Source organism: Bacillus sp. FSL M8-0063, from assembly GCF_038005545.1.
Classification (GTDB): domain Bacteria; phylum Bacillota; class Bacilli; order Bacillales; family Bacillaceae_G; genus Bacillus_A; species Bacillus_A wiedmannii.
This window is the reverse complement of sequence record NZ_JBBOTJ010000002.1, coordinates 610,826-628,879: the sequence shown is the minus strand read 5'-3', so window position 1 is coordinate 628,879 and position 18,054 is coordinate 610,826. Positions and strand designations below refer to the sequence as shown.

Below are 18,054 nucleotides of genomic sequence, written 5' to 3'. Positions count from 1 at the left end.
CTTATTTCACTTGATCTCTTTTTTCTAATGTCATACTCCACGCTGTTAAAATTACAGCACCTACTACCATAATGCCTCCTACCCAGGCCGTATGAATTAACCCTAACGAGTTCGTTACAATACCGCCCAAGTAAGCACCAAGAGCAATTCCTGCGTTAAATGCTGCAATGTTAATCGCTGATGCCACATCAACAGCACTTGGAACAAATCTCTCAGCCAAGATAACGACATACACTTGTAGCCCTGGAACATTCATAAACGCAAATAGTCCCATAAAAATAATTGTGATGAGTCCAGCGACTTTAAATGGCGCTGTAAATGTTAAAACAAATAATACAATTGCTTGAATAAAGAACATGTAAAATAATGCTCGAATCGGATTATGATTTGATAATTTCCCGCCAACCATATTCCCAATCGCAATTGCAATTCCGTACACTAACAAAATAATTGTAACGGTACTTGATTTAAATCCTGTTACTTCTTGTAATAGCGGAGATAAATACGTAAATGTTACGAATGTCCCCCCGTACCCTAATGCAGTAATAGTAAATACAAGTAATAGTCTTCCATTCGTAATCAGTTTGAATTGATCACGAAATGATACGGATGTACCTTTTTTCAAGTTAGACGGAATCAGCATACTGTTAGCGATTAAGGCAACGATTCCAATTGCCACAATTACCATAAACGATGCTCTCCAACCAAATTGTTGACCGATAAATGTTCCAATCGGTACACCTGTAATGGTCGCAACAGTTAAACCAGTAAACATAAATGCAATTGCACTTGCACGTTTATTCTCTGGTACAAGCGCAGCCGCAATTGTGGATCCTATCGACATAAAAACACCATGCGCAAACGCAGATACAACCCTCGCGATAAGTAACACAGTAAAACTTGTTGCCACTGCCGCAATTCCATTACCAATAATGAAAATAATCATAATCCACATTAATAACGTCTTTCGCGACATACTAGCTGTTAACGACGTTAATACTGGGGCACCAAACGCTACTCCTAATGCATATAAAGAAACGGTTAAACCCGCTGTTGTAACAGAAACATGTAAATCCTCTGAAATAGATGGTAATAAACCGACACTAATAAATTCGGTTGTACCAATTCCAAACGCACTAATTGCTAGTGCTAATAAAGCAAACATACTTCTTCGATTCGTCTGTACCGCTGAAGAAGATACTGTATATGAATTCAATTGAACTCCTCCTTAATGCGAGAAATCCAATCATAATAGTGTGATAAAAAGGCCTTTTTATCTTCTACAAACATAACTTTACTGCTGATATATGCTATTATGAATGGCTTCACTCTTTTTTTGAAGAACGCACTTTAAAGTACGATAGGTACCAAAAAGTAACATAGGCACTTTTTAGTACCGTACTACTCATTTCCCTCTTACATATGCTATTATGGAACATATTCAACATGATAAAAAGTACGTACTTTAAAGTGCTATAGGTACTTTTTAGTAACATTTAAATTATTTAGCTTCTTTTGTTGGAGAACTGCAATCTATATTCATCAAAGGAGATTTTTTATATGAAGAAATATAATATTCCCGTTGAAGCGACTTTAGAGGTTATCGGCGGAAAATGGAAAGTCGTTATTCTTTGCCACTTAACGAAAGGTACAAAGAGAACGAGTGAATTAAAACGTCTCATGCCTGGTATTACACAAAAGATGTTAACACAGCAATTACGCGAATTAGAAGAAGACGGAGTTATTCAAAGAAAGGTATACAATCAAGTACCACCGAAAGTAGAATATTCTCTTACAGACTACGGTTGGTCTTTAGAATCCATTCTCGATTCTCTTTGTACTTGGGGCGAATGCCACCTTGAAAAAAGCGGTAACACATCGATGCTAATTACAGAAGGTGAACAATAAAAAAAGGAAAAAATGAACATAAATTTGTCCATTTTTTCCTTTTTTTATTTATATATACGTACATTTCCTACCTTATCAAAATAATTTATGCGCTTTCACGCCTTGTCAGTACTACGTTATACGCTTAATATCAAATAATTAGGAATCATTTTTATGTTAACATAGGTGTATATAGTATATAATATAGGATATATATTATATACACTTTCCGATAAAGGAACTTTCCATTATGCGGACAAGCCATGTATCGGACAGTTCATAAATAATAGGTAGGACATTATGGTTTTGGATTTATGATTTCAGCTGACTTGCTGGCATAAATTTAAAGGCATTTTATTGTGCTTTGTGAAACTTTGTATAAAGTTTCGCAAACGTTTACTATCTTACCTATCAAAAATAAGAGTATTGCTATCGTAAAGGAGAATTGGAGATGCCAGAAACTATGACTCAAACAAAGCCAGAACAAGAAACTGTACAAATTTCTGCTAGCCAAGGACAACTTGATGTACTTGATCAGTTGTTAAAACCTGAGGTACAAGAATCATTAACAACACTAGTAGAACAGCTTCCAAAATTAACTGAGCTTGTTAATATTTTAACTAAGTCTTATGACTTCGCTCAAACTGTTGCTACTGATGAAGTATTAAAAAGCGACACTGTTAGTGCAATCACAGAGCTTGTAGAACCTGTAAAAGATACAGTGAAAGGCATGGCTGCAACTGCTATCGAAGCGAAAGATCGTGCTGACGAAAGCAACGAAGTTATCGGCCTGTTCGGTCTATTAAAATTACTAAAAGACCCACAAGCACAAAAAATGTTCCGCTTTGTGAACGCATACCTTCAAATTAGTGCAGAACGTAACAATAAATAATTTAACTTATAACAACAATTAGTAAAGACGGGGGATATCATACTATGTCAAAACAAATTGTCATCTTAGGCGCTGGTTATGGCGGTCTTCTTGCCGCTTTAAACGTACGTAAATATTACAGCAAATCAGAAGCACAAGTTACAGTGATTAACCAATACTCAACACACCAAATCATCACTGAACTACACCGCCTTGCAGCTGGTAACGTTGCTGAGCAAGCAATTGCAATGCCACTTACAAAGCTTTTCAAAGGTAAAGACATCGATCTTAAAATCGCAACAGTTGAGTCATTCTCAGTTGATAGCAAAGAAATTAAACTAGCTGGTGGCACTACTTTATCTTACGATGCACTTGTAGTTGCTTTAGGAAGTAAAACTGCTTACTTCGGTATTCCAGGACTAGAAGAAAACAGCATGGTATTAAAATCTGCTGCTGATGCAAACAAAATCTACAAACACGTTGAAGACCGTATTCGTGAATACGCAAAAACGAAAAACGAAGCTGATGCTACAATCGTAATCGGTGGTGGCGGATTAACTGGCGTTGAGCTAGTTGGTGAGCTTGCTGACATTATGCCTAAACTTGCAAAAAGCCACGGCGTAAATCCAAAAGAAGTTAAACTTCTTCTTGTTGAAGCAGGTCCAAAAATCCTTCCAGTATTACCAGACCACTTAATCGAACGTGCAACTACTAGCCTAGAAGCACGCGGCGTTACATTCTTAACAGGTCTTCCTGTAACAAACGTTGCTGGCAATGAAATCGACTTAAAAGACGGTCAAAAACTTGTTGCTAACACATTCGTTTGGACAGGCGGCGTACAAGGTAACCCATTAATCGGTGAATCAGGTCTTGAAGTAAACCGTGGACGTGCAACAGTTGATGCATACCTACAATCTACTTCTCACAAAGACGTATTCGTTGCTGGAGACAGCGCTGTTGTCTTCGCTCCAGACGGACGTCCATACCCACCAACTGCACAAATCGCTTGGCAAATGGGTGAGTTAATTGGATACAACTTATACGCAGCACTAGAAGGCAAAGCATTCGAAGAGTTCGCACCTGTAAACTCTGGAACACTTGCTAGTCTAGGACGTAAAGATGCTGTTGCTACAATTGGAGCAAGCAATACTCCACTTAAAGGCTTACCAGCATCATTAATGAAAGAAGCAAGTAACGTTCGTTACTTATCACACATTAAAGGTCTATTCAGCTTAGCTTACTAATCTGAATATAAGCCCGAATCATGCCCTGCATGGTTCGGGCTATTTTTATCCGTAACATTCTCTACTTACTTATATTCGGCAAAGAATTACTATAACCCTTTTCAATTATCTAAATATACTGACTTTTTTGTGTCGAAATTGTGTATATGAAAAGAGTGAAAGCATCTTTCTTACTTCCACTCTTCCACAAAAATTATTATCCCAATTTCACTAAGCTGTAGTTCTTCTTCCCTTTACGAATAATAATAAATCGTCCATCAAATGAATTTTCTACAGTAACATCTGTACCCACATCCATTACTTTTTCACCATTCATCGAAATAGCTCCATTATTAATATCTTCACGTGCTTGTCGTCTAGATGGTTCAATCCCTAAATCAACTAGCCATTCTACGATGTTTTTCGTCTCCTTTGAAGACTGGAATGTTGGCATCTCTTTAAAGCCTTGTTCAATTTCATCAGCTGTTAACGATTTAATATCTCCGCTAAATAACGCTGCTGTAATCTTCTCAGCTTGCAGTAGTGCCTCTGCTCCATGAACGAATTTCGTCATTTCTTCCGCTAATACTTTTTGCGCTTCACGTTTATGAGGCTCTGTTTCTACCTTCACTGCCAATTCATCAATGCGCTCTTTCGTTAAGAACGTAAAGTATTTCAAGTATTTCACTACATCACGGTCATCTGTATTCACCCAGAACTGGTAAAATTCAAATGGTGTTGTTTTTTCAGGATCAAGCCAAACCGCACCACCTGCAGATTTACCAAACTTCGTACCATCTGATTTCAATAATAATGGAATCGTTAATCCGAATACCTTCGCTTCGTGCCCTTCTAACTTACGAATTAAATCTAAACCACTCGTAATATTTCCCCATTGGTCACTACCACCAATTTGCAGTTGAACATCTTCTTTCGTGTATAAATGATGGAAGTCCATCGCTTGCAAAATTTGGTACGTAAATTCTGTGAAAGAAATACCTGTATCTAAACGACTGGCTACAATGTCCTTCGCTAACATGCTATTAATGCTAAAGTTCTTCCCGTAATCACGTAAAAACTCAATAATGTTTATTTCATGTGTCCAGTCGTAGTTATTTACCATCTTCACTTCGCTATTTCCGCCAAAATCAAATAGCTTTTTCATTTGCGCTGTTAACGCATCCACATTATGCTGAACTACTTCTAACGTTTGAAGTTGACGTTCTGATTGACGTCCGCTCGGATCACCAATTGTTCCTGTTGCCCCACCAATTAAAATAACTGGATGATGGCCAGCTAACTGGAATCTCTTCATCATCATAAACGGAATCAAATGTCCAATATGCATACTATCACCAGTCGGATCAACTCCGCAGTATAGTGAAATCTTTTTCTCTTCTACTAGCTTACGTAAACCTTCTTCGTCCGTCTGTTGATTAATGGCACCGCGCCATTCTAATTCATCAATAATATTCATCTTTTTCATCCCTTCTACTTTTTTGAAAACAAAAAGTCCCTATGTCTATGACATAGGGACGATTATTCACCGTGTTACCACCCAGTTTGTATAAATAGCATAGCTACTCATACCACTCTTAGCAATAATATCGATTGCCAATCCGCTTAGCATTACCTAAGATACTCCAGAGTGTAATTCGCAAGTTTGTTTGTGCTAGGTTCCAGCAACCCCTAGCTCTCTCGTTAACAGTGACAAACTGCTACTGGGCTCTTTCAACGTATATTATTTGTTAAATTATTAGCCATTATATTGAATTAAAAACAAATTGTCAACAATACCCAAATGTTATTTTAAAATAATTCACATTTTCATACGGATTTCGTTACTCTTTATCTTCTCCAATAATCCTTACTTCTCGCTCTAACTTCACGCCAAATTTCTCTTCAACGGTCTTTTGTACAAAATGGATTAAATCAATGTAATCTTGTGCTGTTCCGTTATCAACATTCACCATAAATCCAGCGTGTTTTAAAGAAACTTCCACTCCGCCAATTCGCTTACCTTGTAGACCTGATTCTTGAATCAATTTACCAGCAAAGTTATTTGGTGGGCGCTTAAATACACTACCACATGAAGGGTATTCTAAAGGCTGTTTTGATTCACGTTTAAACGTTAAATCATCCATTTTTTCTTTAATTTCTTCACGCACACCTTCTTGAAGCTCAAATCTCGCTTCAAGAATAATGTAATGGTTGTTTGCAAATACACTCTTACGATATCCAAATTCAAATGCTTCTTTCGTTAAAGTACGTAGCTCTCCATCACCTGTCATTACGACAGCTTCTGTTAATACAAACGATACTTCACCGCCGTAAGCACCAGCATTCATATATAATGCTCCGCCAACTGAACCTGGAATACCACAAGCAAACTCAAGACCCGTTAAATTATGATCTAATGCAATACGTGATACATCAATAATTGCTGCACCACACTGTGCTACAATCGTCGTTCCTGTTACAGTCACACCTGTAATGTGAATTAAACTTACTATAATCCCGCGAATTCCACCGTCTTTAATAATGACATTCGATCCATTTCCTAAAAACGTAACTGGAATATTATATTCGTTAGCATATTTGATAACTTCTTGAATTTCATCATAATTCGTCGGCGCAACGAACACATCTGCTTTTCCACCAACTTTAATATGTGTATGATTCTTTAACATTTCATCTTGTTTCACATGACCTTCAGGCAATACCGTACTTAAATATTCATAAACCTCTTGCATATTCATTTTACGATTCCTCTATTTCTATATTCTTTTTATCCCGTTATACGGGCCCATAATATCCCCACATACATGAACGAACCTAAAGTGGTGGATACAGTGTACCCAAAATCAATTCGAGACACCTATAAACCTCTTAATTTATAAGAGGTGCCACTCATATTAAAATATATATTGCATAATAAAGCAACCCAAATGGGCTACTAAACTTGACATGTCATCAGAAAGACAACAATTTGTAAAATATATTACTTTTTCAAAACACTATCCTTCAGTATCTTACTATACCATACGAAAATAAAGTGGTATTTTTTTGTAACCTTTACTTTATTTTCATCAATAAAAAAGATGCTTTTACATAGGTAAAAGCATCTTTTTTATTACTTATTATAATTTACTTTTCGTTCTCTTCTTTTTCCTTATCAAACCATAATAGCTCATCGTCATCAACTTCACCATTATAATTGATTAGAATCTCTTCTCCCGCTTTTATATCTTTGTAAGCAAAGAAGTTAAACGTATGATTCTCGAAGACAATATCATACGTTGCATTCGGATTATATGCATGATTAAATAACATGCCGTATCCTAAAAGGAATGCCGTATGATTTACCCCATACTCAAATGCGTAGTCAGCAAGTAACGTTTTCTCAATGTGTTCATGCTGTTCATTCGGATAAGAGATAACTGGTGCTGAGTGAATCAACTCACCCTTTTTAATATCACGAGTTGCAAATACCCCTCTATTAAATTCTCCATCACTAAGTTCAGAAGTCTTAACTTCGATCATATGCGTCACCTATATAATTCTTTCTTTGAAGTATTTTATTCCGCTATTTGCGGGGTTCAACTAATAATCAGTAGCGTATAGCCCCACTAATTAAAGTCTCACTTTATCTCCTTAAGCTTGGCAGAAAACGCGCAGAAAAGCAATTAAATTACTATTAAGTATTCGTTTAAATGAAAAAAGAGCACACATGGTGTGCCCTTTTCAAGAGATATTACTTTTCTAAAATATCTTCTAGTAACTTCACTTGCTCGCTAACAGTATGTAACGTCTTCACCGATATATCATTTCGATGTTTTTCTTCTTCCACACTTGCTAACACTTCTTCCGTAGCCGCAGAAGTTTGCTGAATTACATTAGAAGCATGTGTAACATCCTTTACGATATTCGTCGTTTTAACCTGCAAGTTTTCTTGATGACCAACAATCTCTCTCATTACATCATTAATTGCATCAATAAACTTCCCTAAATCCGTTACATTTGTTAAAACACTTGCTAGCATTTCATTACATTCTTCTTGTACTTTTTCTGATTTCTCTACCTGCACTTCCACTTTACTTGCTTGATTACTAAACTCCTTCAAAATACCTTGAATTCTCCCCGCAGAACGATTCGATTCTTCGGCAAGCTTTAATACTTCATTCGCTACAATAGCAAATCCTTTTCCATGCTCTCCTGCTCTTGCAGCTTCTATATTTGCATTTAAAGCTAGCAAACTCGTCTGACTTGAAATATTCGTTATTACATCTACAATTTCGTTAATTTGCTTCGACTGCATCATTAAATCTCTAAATATAATTCCTGATTGTGAAACAACATCATTTAAACTTCTCATATTCGCTTCAAAATTTCGTAAAGTATGTACACTACCCTTTGAAATCTCTAAACTTTCATCAACACGAATCGATGCACCTCTTACTTGAGAAATGATTTGTTCAATATTTCCTTCCATATCATTCAATACTTCTACTGAACGATGCATCATCTCTGATTGTGATTGAGTACCAACTGCCACCTCTTCAAAAGCAAAATTAATTTCACTCATCGACTCCATCGATGTATTCATATTTTGTCTTAAATGATTGAAATTACTATCTAGTTTCACAACAGTTTCCTCAATAAGTCTTTGAGTCTCTTCTAGCTCCTGAGCTTTCCTCATCACTTCTTGCTTCTCATCACTTAAACGAGCTAGCAGATTAGAGCCAATCTTCGTTACGCCCCACATAGCGATCGTTACGATTGCTAACAAGCTTGCGAAGTTTGCAGCTTCAGATGCCGCTGTATAAGCAAAAAATTGCTCCGGCCAATAACTACAAAGAATAAATGTGATAACAACCGCCACTCCGCCAAGAATGATAACGAGACGTTCACTTAAATAAATAAGTGAAACTGCTAGTGTAAAGTAGATCATTTGAAACACAGCCGGACTTTCGTTAAAAGCTTGTACCATAATGAAAGACATAATAAGCAACATAAATGTCATGATATATTTATACATCGCTTCCATGCTTTCTATAAAAGTAAGAAGCGTTCCAAATACAACAACTGAAATGCCACAAACCCAAAACGCTATTGCTCTCTCTGTAAAAATATATCCGTAATACCCAATCGCGATTATTCCAAGAAAGAAACTACAAATCGTAATGAACAGCAATAAATGATTTTTCTGTGATTCTTTCTCAAGGTTAGAAAAACAAGTTCTCTTTAACCACTCCATATATGAAGCCCCACCTTCTACTTATACATATCGATTACTTCAGCTTAAATACCGCACTTACTGGGTTATGATCGCTATTTTCAAACTTTAAATCTTTCCCTTGTACATTTACAATTTCCACATTCGGTGAAACGATAAAACCATCAATAATCGTGACGAAGTTTTCACCCTCCACATATTTCTTCACATCATCTCTCACCGTCATAACAGACGGATCTACAGCCCACTTAAAGCCACCATCAGTAAAGTCCTTTGGTAACTCTACTAACCACTCTGGGCGCTCTTTCACAAACTTCGGATCACTTAACTGAGCGTTCGAAAGTAATTGATTCCAATCTCCGCCCATTATTACGTAATCACCATTTTCATAATGCTTGTTCATATATTCTTTTAAAAACTCTACTTGCTGTTTTCTAATTTTCCCGCCTTCATCATACGCAGACAAATGTAAATTTACGAGTCTCACAAACTTCCCATTATTAACAGGTATTTTATGCTCAACAATCGCTCGATCTAAATCAAACAAACGCTTTGGCCAAGGCTCCATTCCAGGAAGTTGGAACCTCTGCGCTGTTTGGACTGTATATTTAGAAAACGTACTTAGTCCAGCCTCCGCATATCCCATTGGACTTGTAATTGGTACAGGGACCCATTTTGTATCATAGTTCTTTCCGAACGACGAAGCATAATCAGGTAATCCTTTTTTCAAAAATTCATGTCCATTTACATCAAAAGATCGCAGTGATTTTATATCAACCTCTTGTAATAACGTAAAATCACTATTCTCATTTTGTAAAAACGAAAGCATATTCTTTAAATTCGTTTCCGTTTGCTCTTTACTACTTGAACCAGATCTCTTTCCACCATCCATAAAGAAGTCTTGATCCTTATCTAATCCAGCATAGCCAATATTAAATGTTGTAACTTTAAATTCATTTCCAAGCGCTAACACGCGTTCCTTATTATTCTCCACCTTCAAACTTATAACATTAGCCGGCTGTTCTTTTGTAAGTGTCATATACGCTAAAAAACCACCTACAACTCCCAATCCTACTAAAATACATATAAGTACTATTTTTAATAATTTTTTCAAACGAACGACTCCTTTTCTAAAACTACCAATTTTACTTTTCTTTATTTTCAGTTAACTAAAAACAAATGACAGACATAAGAAACATTTTATCACATCAAAAACCTTATATCACTATATTTAGTTTATAAACAGAAGTTCCCTATCTTAAAGCATCACATACATACAAAACAGCTCCACTTCTTCACTGGAAATTCTACGCAATTTTTAGTACACTATATGTAATAATTATAGGCGATGGAGTTCGCCATAACTGCTGCTTAGCTAATGACTCCTACCAGTATAACTACTGGTAGGAGTCTATTTTTTTGAGCAAGCTATTTAAAGAGGTGAAGAAATTGATTTATATTATCGTTGGCATAGCCGGTATATTAGGAGCCCTCTCTCGTTATTATTTAGGTCTTACTATTCATACTTCATGGCATCATTCATTTCCATTAGCTACGTTACTTATTAACTTAGCCGGCTGCTTCTTATTAGCGTGGCTAACTACGTATATCGCTCGAAGAAATATCTTGCCTTCAGAAATTATCACAGGCGTTGGAACTGGATTCATCGGTTCCTTTACGACGTTTTCGACATTTAGTGTAGAAACTGTGCAATTAATCAATCATTCTGAATGGAATACGGCTTTCTTATATGTATCATGCAGCATACTTGGTGGACTCATTATGTCTGGTCTTGGCTATACATTAGGTGATTTCTTACTTAAGAAACATCTTACGAAAGGTGATCACTTATGATGGAAGCTTTATTAGTGGCAACTGGAGGTTTCTTCGGTGCTATTACACGATTTGCAATTAGCAATTGGTTTAAAAAAAGAAATAAAACTTCCTTTCCAATTGCTACATTTCTCATTAATATAACAGGGGCGTTTTTACTCGGATATATAATTGGCAATGGCGTCACTACAGGTTGGCAATTATTATTAGGTACTGGATTTATGGGTGCCTTCACGACATTTTCAACATTTAAACTAGAGTCCATTCAGCTCTTCAATCGTAAAAACTTTTGCATACTATTTCTATATTTAAGTGCTACTTATATAATCGGTATCCTTTTTGCATTCCTTGGAATGAAGCTAGGCGGAATATAAAAAAAGAAAGCGACTCTTATCAGTCGCTTTCTTTCATAAGAAGTATGTCCCGCCATATGGAATGGAGAATAAACCCGCTGGATGCACATCGTAATGTACAATTTGCATCGGAGGCTGTGAGTACGACATATACTGCCCTTGCATCATTTGTGCAAAATATGCTTGCTGCTGCATTTGAATCGCTTGATTCACAGCATGAATTGTCCCCTGTGCTCCTGCCAGTGTAATAGCTGCTCCCACTTGTCTACCACTATAAAAATAATGATTCATCATGATTCAGCTCACTTATTATTTTTCTTCCATATAGTATGTTTCTATTTCATGGTGAGTGTTTTGTCCCGATTAATGAATCCCTCACTACTTAAACTTCATTTTATCTATTACTTTTTTTCAGCTTTGAAGTAATAAATCCAAATAGTAATACACCAATACCACTCAAGAACAATACATAACTTATCGGTACTAAGAAAAAGAAAGGTTCTTCAAGGAATCCATTCGCTCCCACTTTACTGTTTGAAGCATGTATAGCTAAAGAAATGATCGCTAAAATCATGAAAGAAATAGCTACTACGTATTTATTTATCATTTCACATTCTCCTCTATTCATATAATTACCCTTAGATTATTAACATCATATTACCTAAAACAAAATCATTCGTCAATAATTTTTTATTGTTTTACAATAAAAAATTATTGATTATTATAAATAGAAAAAGGTTTATGAAGCACCTTAAATCGCCTCACAAACCTTTTCAAACATAAATATTTACACTTCAAACCTCTTGCTTACTACAACATAAATCGCACACAATAGCACGAATATCCCAGCATAAATTAACAAAATTTCTACACTAAACATATCAGCCAATGGACCAAATATTATCATTCCTAAAGGAAACGCGCATGAATTAGCGATTTGTACAAGACTAAACATTCGTCCGTGCATAGAAGGTTCTACTTTTTCCTGCAATAACACGGTAACCGGTGTATTGAAGCACGGCATTGTTATACCAATTAAAAAGTTAAATACTAAATACACAATAAATACCGGAGCAATCCCTAGTCCAATCATAAGCAGTCCATACAACGCACAAGCTAGCGCTGTTGTATGCATACGATTACGGAAACCACCCCATGCCGCAATCAATACGCCACCAGCTGCCGCCCCCGCACTAAAAGTCATCTCACTAGCAGTAAGTCTCCACATTTCTGCACCGAAAGAACGAGTTACCATTAAAGGTGTTAAAAAGGCGGCTGGACTTATTAAAATCATGACAATGATTAATAAAAAGAGTAGCCTCTTAATAAATACATTTTCTTTTAAGTAAGCAAAGCCTTCTTTTATACCTTGTAAATTAGATTTTTGCTTACTCTCTGTATTCACATGTCTCTCCACTTGAATGATAAACATAATACTAATTCCAATCATAGCCGTAATAACATCAATAAAAAATGTCGTTTCAATGCTAGCAATAGAAAGAATTGCAGCACTTGCTGCTGGAGAAAGAAACATAATTAAAGATGTAATACCGCTATTTATCCCATTTACTTTCATAAGATAATCTTTCGGAACGATTTGTGGGATTAACGCATTCACAGCTGGCGTTTGTACCCCTGTCCCAGCTGAACGAATGAGTAGTACTATAAAAAGTAACCAAATACTTTTATATCCTGTTAAAAATAAAACTGCTAAAACTAACGTAGCAATTGCTATACTCCCGTCCGATAACATAATCATCTTTTTACGGTCGTAACGATCAATCCAAACACCTGCAAATAAAGATATTGCAATTTGTGGTAGGAATCCGCAAACAGTTGAAATGGTCAACATTAACCCTGACGATGTTGTTAAGGTGATATACCATATAATCGCGTATTGCACGAGAGAGGAACCGAACAAAGAGATCGTTTGAGCGGTCAAAAATAAAATAATTTTCTTTTTCCAATCATTTCTACTCATATGTTTCACACCCCCTTAACTAATCCTGTCTCTATATTAAAAATACTATCTGCCCAATCAAGATAAAAACTTGCTTCGTGAGATACGAGTATAATGCTACCTTTAAACTGAATGAGTGCCTTTTGCAAAGCTCCCTTCGCTTCTGCATCTAAATGATTTGTCGGCTCATCTAAAATTAAGAAATTACAAGGTGATAATAATAATCCGCATAATTTAACCTTTGATTGTTCACCACCACTCAACGTACGAATTTCTTGTGAAACATGAGTATCCTTCACACCACATGCAGCTAAATGATGACGTATCTCCTTCACGTTTAGTTTAGGAAACTGTTCTGAAATAATTTGCAGCGGCGTTAAAGAATCGTTGCTCCAATTCAGATCTTGCTCATAATATCCAATCTTTATTTGCTCTGAGAAGTGAAATTCTCCGGCAATACTAGAAATAGTTCCAACGATTGTTTTTAATAAAGTAGATTTCCCTACTCCGTTGAACCCTGTAATAACAAGTTTTTGCCCACCCATCACTGAAAAATTCAATTTTGCTAAGAGAGCAAAATCGTAACCAACTTCAAGATTATTTACTTCCAGAACTGTCTGAACCGAAATAGGAAGTTCCTGAAAATGAATAGACGGTTTATGAGTAAAACTTGGTGGCGCAATTTTTTCCATACGTTGCAACTGCTTTCTACGTCCTTGTGCTATTTTTGAATTCACTCCAGCAATATTTCTACGAATATACTCTTCCGTTTTTTCAATTTTCTTTTGCTGTGCATAGTATTGGCGCATATAATCTTTTCGCAAATGCTCCTTTTGTCTTACAAAATCTGAGTATTTGCCGTAATACTTCTTCACCGTTCCAAACTCTATATCACATATGCAAGAAGTCACTTTTTCTAGAAAGTCAAAATCATGTGACACGACAATAAACGCCCCTTCAAAATTCACTAAATAATTAGCAAGCCATTCAACATGCTCTTTATCAAGAAAGTTTGTCGGTTCATCTAGTAATAAAATAGTAGGCTCTTCTAATAAAAGCTTTGCTAAAATTACCTTTGCCCGTTGTCCTCCGCTTAATTCATCAATAACACGATCCATCCCAATCGCATCAATACCTAAACCGGCTGCCACCTTATTTATTACGCTGTCTACTGAATAAAAATCACGAGCCTCAAGCTGTTCTTGTATTTCAGCTGCTTTCAATAGTTGATTCTCATCTCCAGTCATCGTACTTTCTTCATATAACTTATTCATTCTCTTTTCCATTTCAAACAAATCATAAAAGGCTCGCTTTGCATATTGTGAAATGGTATAGCTCCCATCAATTTCTGCATATTGATCAAGATGTCCAATTTGAATATTAGGTTGCCACTTAATGCTCCCCTTATCAGAAATAATTTCCCCCACCAATATTTTCATTAATGTGCTTTTCCCTGCACCATTCTGTCCAACAATCCCCATATGTTCCCCTTTATACAAATCAAAAGAAGCATTTTCGTATAATACTTTATCTATAAAACTATGTGATAAACGTTCAACTTTAAGTAAACTCATTTTTATTCCTCTTTTCCTGAAATTAAAAAAAGCAGAGAGATAGCGTCATTCGACACTAGCCCTCTGCTTCGTGGTTTTTCCCATACTACTCCAATTTACAGTAAAAGCTCATTGGAATAATATACACAAAGGGCCATAGACAAAGCATTGTCTATGGCCCCTTAATCTATTTTATACATCAACTGAAAAACCATAACCAAATAAGCATAGATAAACTATACTTTTTTAGAAAAGTTATTCAGTCGATGAATATAGGGATTTATGCCCCTTGATTAAGCTCCGTACAACGCTTCACCGTATACATTTGTGCGGAGCAAAGTTTTCTAATGAGTTTTACAAATTTTATATAAAGCATGTTCTGCACCTTCCTTAATACTTAAAAGGGATTTTAGCATACAGTTTTACGAAGCGTCAACATTACCTCCAAATCATTCAACTACTTATTTTTAAAATATTCCTTCTGGAACATACACATTCTTATCGCATTATGATAGTTACCATCAACGAAAAACTCGTCTAAAAGCTCGCCTTCCACTATAAATCCAACCTTTTTATACACATGGACTGCTTTCTCATTTTCTTTATCCACAACTAAATAAATCTTATGCATATTTAATACAGAAAAAGCGTAATCCATCGCTAAACGCGTCGCTTCTGCTGCGTAGCCATGCCCTTGATAATTAGGATCAATAATAATTTGGAATTCAGTTCTTCGGTGAATATAATCGATTTCCACTAATTCGACCAATCCAACCATCTCATTATTTTTCTCAACGATAAACCGGCGTTCACTTTGATCATGTATATGTTTATCGTATAAATCCTGCAGCTCCACAAATGCCTCATACGGCTCTTCAAACCAATACGACATAATATGGGCATTATTATTAAGTTCGTGTACAAACTTTAAATCTTCCCGTTCTAAAGGACGTAACTTCAATTCCTGACTCATTGTTATAACCTCCAAGTAAAAGAAACCTCTTCACTTAATTTCTCAATTTTTTTCAATTTCAAACGCCCTATTTACATTGTAAACTTTCAAGCCACTTGAAGGTCAAGACATAAAAAGTTAGTGCAAGCTACGCCTGCACTAACTGACCCTAACGACGAAAAACCTATTAAAGTTGCTAATGCCCCAATTCCACAAATCTTTTTTGCTCTTGAATTCCCCAAAAATTTATTAAACATGAATCACATCACTCCTTTTTAGATTTCCTTATTACAAAAACATGATAAACTAATATAAAAATTTCATGTCGAAATTTACAACTTATTAACGAAAAAATGAAAAATAGCGCAAACTTATGTCTGCACTACTCTTTTCTCAAATCTCTCATATTCGATATGTATAAAGCAATAACTAAAACAAGAATGGATCCCGCATATAACAACGTCTCCATCGGTTCCTCATGAGATACAATAATTAATCGAATTAAAGCCGTAATTCCGATATAAATAAAATAACGTAACGGAAAATGATAATTCGACTTAAAATACTTAATAATCAATGCGATGAACTCGAAGTATAAGAAGTAGACGATAATACTTTCAACCAATTTATACGATGTATACTCCTTTTCCGAAAAGATATACTGCACAAATGTGATTGTCTCATTCACTAAGAAAATCGATAACACAATGGATAATATAATTAAAGCTATATTTAATATCCATTGCAAAACACTAGCTATAAGATGATCGATATTAAACGACTTCATTTTATCTTTAAACTCCCCTTCGTGTAAGTACGCATTTATTATAGCAAAATTATACTAGCAAAAGTGTTAAATCAAATATGATCGTCCTCTTTCACTATCACTTCACCATCCTGATATTTACGCTTAATATAGCCGTTTCCCCAATCTTTACTTTGTATCTTTTAGCTTTTTCACACTGAAACTATATGCGTCAAAATCGTTTCATGACATTATTACCTGCACATACCTACACTTTATATAATAACGGTACAGTACAAACAACGTACTGTACAAATATATGTGGGGGGATTAACTATGAACGAAGCGTTACTATTAATCGACATGCAAAATGATTACTTTGAAGGCGGCAATATGGAATTGCATCAACCTGAAAAAGCCGCACAAAAAGCGAAAGAAGTCTTGAAAGTATTTCGTGAAAAATATAACACAGTTATTCACGTACAACATATTGCGAACAATGAAGGAGCTACTTTCTTCTTACCTGAAACAGTAGGTGTTCAAATTCATGATGATGTACAACCGATTGCTAACGAAAGAGTCATACAAAAACATCATCCTAATAGTTTTTTAAGAACCAATTTATTTGAAACATTAAAAAAAGAAAAAATAGATCAACTAGTCATTTGCGGTATGATGACTCACGTATGTATTGATGCAACAGTACGTGCTGCCAGTGATTTAGGATTTCAATGTGTTGTAATTGAAGATGCTTGTACAACAAAAGATTTAGAATTTCAAGGAAATCTAATCCCCGCAGTACACGCTCATCAGTCATTCATGAGCGCATTAGAGTTTGGTGATATTTATGCAAAAGTCATGTCAGCAAACAGTTTTATAAACAAAAATAAATAAAGAATTCCATTTCCATATAAAAAAAGAAAGGATAAATATCTTATTCTTTCTTTTTTTCAATTGTCTTAATGACAGTATTTATACGATAATCACCATAATGTAAAACATCTGCAAGAGTCTCTTCTAATTGTTGATGTGAAGATGTGTGAAGAATCATGATATAACAGCCATCGCCACTTATACGATACATTTCAGTAATTACGTCCGTTTTTTCAAAAAAGGTTTGAATTTGATTATGATAATGTGGTGCATGCAGAAATAGTGTAACAAACGTCATAATAGCCCCTTCTAACTTAGCCCTATCGATATCTATCGTATATTTTTGAATGACACCTGCCTCTTCTAATTTATTAATTCGTTTCCCAACAGCCTGGCCAGTCAAATGTACTCTCTCTCCAATTTCCTTCCAGTTCATTCTAGCGTTTTCTTGTAGTAACTTTATAATTTTAAAATCTGTTGAATCGAACATGGACATCCCCTTCCTATAAGAATCCCTTCTATAAGATCTTCATTTCCCCTACAATTCATCTCAAAAAATTTTACAATA

At 35.5% G+C, this 18,054-nt stretch carries 19 protein-coding genes, 1 riboswitch and 1 other annotated feature; of the genes, 6 read left to right on the top strand and 13 right to left on the bottom strand.

What is annotated here, in order from left to right; all coding sequences use genetic code 11:
• Nucleotide 1: 1 nt before the first annotated feature.
• A complete protein-coding gene (locus tag MKX31_RS25675) occupies nt 2-1,165 on the bottom strand; it encodes an MFS transporter (RefSeq protein ID WP_176542134.1) in 1,164 nt (387 codons plus the stop codon).
• A 395-nt stretch (nt 1,166-1,560) separates the two neighbouring features.
• Between MKX31_RS25675 and MKX31_RS25670 the strand changes: the two genes are divergently transcribed.
• From MKX31_RS25670 to MKX31_RS25660, 3 genes are all read left to right on the top strand, one after another.
• Nucleotides 1,561-1,908 carry a winged helix-turn-helix transcriptional regulator gene (locus MKX31_RS25670; protein ID WP_000760478.1) on the top strand — a complete coding sequence of 116 codons (348 nt, stop codon included), beginning with the start codon at nt 1,561-1,563 and terminating at the stop codon, nt 1,906-1,908.
• 430 nt (nt 1,909-2,338) lie between these two features.
• Complete coding sequence (locus MKX31_RS25665) at nt 2,339-2,779, top strand: DUF1641 domain-containing protein (RefSeq protein WP_001115312.1); 441 nt, start codon at nt 2,339-2,341, stop codon at nt 2,777-2,779.
• Nucleotides 2,780-2,823: 44 nt separating this feature from the next.
• A complete protein-coding gene (locus MKX31_RS25660) occupies nt 2,824-4,002 on the top strand; it encodes an NAD(P)/FAD-dependent oxidoreductase (protein ID WP_098111089.1) in 1,179 nt (392 codons plus the stop codon).
• 196 nt (nt 4,003-4,198) lie between these two features.
• Here MKX31_RS25660 and tyrS read toward each other — a convergent pair whose 3' ends face one another.
• From tyrS to MKX31_RS25635, 5 genes are all read right to left on the bottom strand, one after another.
• Nucleotides 4,199-5,458, bottom strand: a complete 1,260-nt coding sequence (tyrS, locus tag MKX31_RS25655) for a tyrosine--tRNA ligase (protein ID WP_064476237.1) — start codon at nt 5,456-5,458, stop codon at nt 4,199-4,201.
• Between the two features lie 51 nt (nt 5,459-5,509).
• Nucleotides 5,510-5,725: a binding site (T-box leader), on the bottom strand.
• 97 nt (nt 5,726-5,822) lie between these two features.
• On the bottom strand, nt 5,823-6,740 hold the full coding sequence (gene murB, locus MKX31_RS25650; protein WP_064476236.1) for a UDP-N-acetylmuramate dehydrogenase: 918 nt from the start codon (nt 6,738-6,740) through the stop codon (nt 5,823-5,825).
• 388 nt (nt 6,741-7,128) lie between these two features.
• A complete protein-coding gene (locus MKX31_RS25645) occupies nt 7,129-7,524 on the bottom strand; it encodes an SET domain-containing protein (RefSeq protein ID WP_000573650.1) in 396 nt (131 codons plus the stop codon).
• Between the two features lie 211 nt (nt 7,525-7,735).
• Nucleotides 7,736-9,238, bottom strand: a complete 1,503-nt coding sequence (locus tag MKX31_RS25640; protein WP_064476235.1) for a DUF4077 domain-containing protein — start codon at nt 9,236-9,238, stop codon at nt 7,736-7,738.
• Nucleotides 9,239-9,272: 34 nt separating this feature from the next.
• Nucleotides 9,273-10,331 (bottom strand): endonuclease/exonuclease/phosphatase family protein, encoded by a 1,059-nt coding sequence (locus MKX31_RS25635; RefSeq protein ID WP_000734839.1) that lies wholly within the window; start codon nt 10,329-10,331, stop codon nt 9,273-9,275.
• 221 nt (nt 10,332-10,552) lie between these two features.
• Nucleotides 10,553-10,612, top strand: a riboswitch (Fluoride riboswitch).
• Nucleotides 10,613-10,666: 54 nt separating this feature from the next.
• Here MKX31_RS25635 and crcB (MKX31_RS25630) point away from each other — a divergent pair.
• The gene (gene crcB, locus MKX31_RS25630) at nt 10,667-11,071 is read left to right on the top strand and encodes a fluoride efflux transporter CrcB (RefSeq protein WP_064476234.1); all 405 of its coding nucleotides are present in this window, start codon (nt 10,667-10,669) and stop codon (nt 11,069-11,071) included.
• On the top strand, nt 11,068-11,424 hold the full coding sequence (gene crcB, locus MKX31_RS25625) for a fluoride efflux transporter CrcB (RefSeq protein ID WP_064476233.1): 357 nt from the start codon (nt 11,068-11,070) through the stop codon (nt 11,422-11,424). The genes crcB (MKX31_RS25630) and crcB (MKX31_RS25625) overlap by 4 nt, the downstream gene beginning before the upstream one ends.
• Before the next feature lie 33 nt (nt 11,425-11,457).
• On the opposite strand, the gene MKX31_RS25620 is transcribed toward crcB (MKX31_RS25625), so the two are convergent.
• From MKX31_RS25620 to psiE, 6 genes are all read right to left on the bottom strand, one after another.
• Complete coding sequence (locus MKX31_RS25620) at nt 11,458-11,697, bottom strand: DUF3947 family protein (protein WP_000980964.1); 240 nt, start codon at nt 11,695-11,697, stop codon at nt 11,458-11,460.
• Between the two features lie 100 nt (nt 11,698-11,797).
• Nucleotides 11,798-12,031, bottom strand: a complete 234-nt coding sequence (locus tag MKX31_RS25615; protein ID WP_080349982.1) for a DUF3955 domain-containing protein — start codon at nt 12,029-12,031, stop codon at nt 11,798-11,800.
• 159 nt (nt 12,032-12,190) lie between these two features.
• On the bottom strand, nt 12,191-13,384 hold the full coding sequence (locus tag MKX31_RS25610) for an MFS transporter (RefSeq protein WP_064476232.1): 1,194 nt from the start codon (nt 13,382-13,384) through the stop codon (nt 12,191-12,193).
• Between the two features lie 5 nt (nt 13,385-13,389).
• Nucleotides 13,390-14,937, bottom strand: a complete 1,548-nt coding sequence (locus tag MKX31_RS25605; RefSeq protein WP_149173753.1) for an ABC-F family ATP-binding cassette domain-containing protein — start codon at nt 14,935-14,937, stop codon at nt 13,390-13,392.
• A gap of 436 nt (nt 14,938-15,373) precedes the next feature.
• Complete coding sequence (speG, locus tag MKX31_RS25600) at nt 15,374-15,889, bottom strand: spermidine N1-acetyltransferase (protein ID WP_000076834.1); 516 nt, start codon at nt 15,887-15,889, stop codon at nt 15,374-15,376.
• A 361-nt stretch (nt 15,890-16,250) separates the two neighbouring features.
• Entirely contained in the window at nt 16,251-16,655 is a 405-nt protein-coding gene (gene psiE, locus MKX31_RS25595; RefSeq protein WP_000834706.1) for a phosphate-starvation-inducible protein PsiE, read from the bottom strand.
• Between the two features lie 294 nt (nt 16,656-16,949).
• Here psiE and MKX31_RS25590 point away from each other — a divergent pair, with 294 nt between their 5' ends.
• The gene (locus tag MKX31_RS25590; RefSeq protein WP_064476230.1) at nt 16,950-17,507 is read left to right on the top strand and encodes a cysteine hydrolase family protein; all 558 of its coding nucleotides are present in this window, start codon (nt 16,950-16,952) and stop codon (nt 17,505-17,507) included.
• 40 nt (nt 17,508-17,547) lie between these two features.
• Here MKX31_RS25590 and MKX31_RS25585 read toward each other — a convergent pair whose 3' ends face one another.
• Nucleotides 17,548-17,976 carry an Lrp/AsnC family transcriptional regulator gene (locus MKX31_RS25585; protein WP_255449790.1) on the bottom strand — a complete coding sequence of 143 codons (429 nt, stop codon included), beginning with the start codon at nt 17,974-17,976 and terminating at the stop codon, nt 17,548-17,550.
• Nucleotides 17,977-18,054 lie beyond the last annotated feature (78 nt).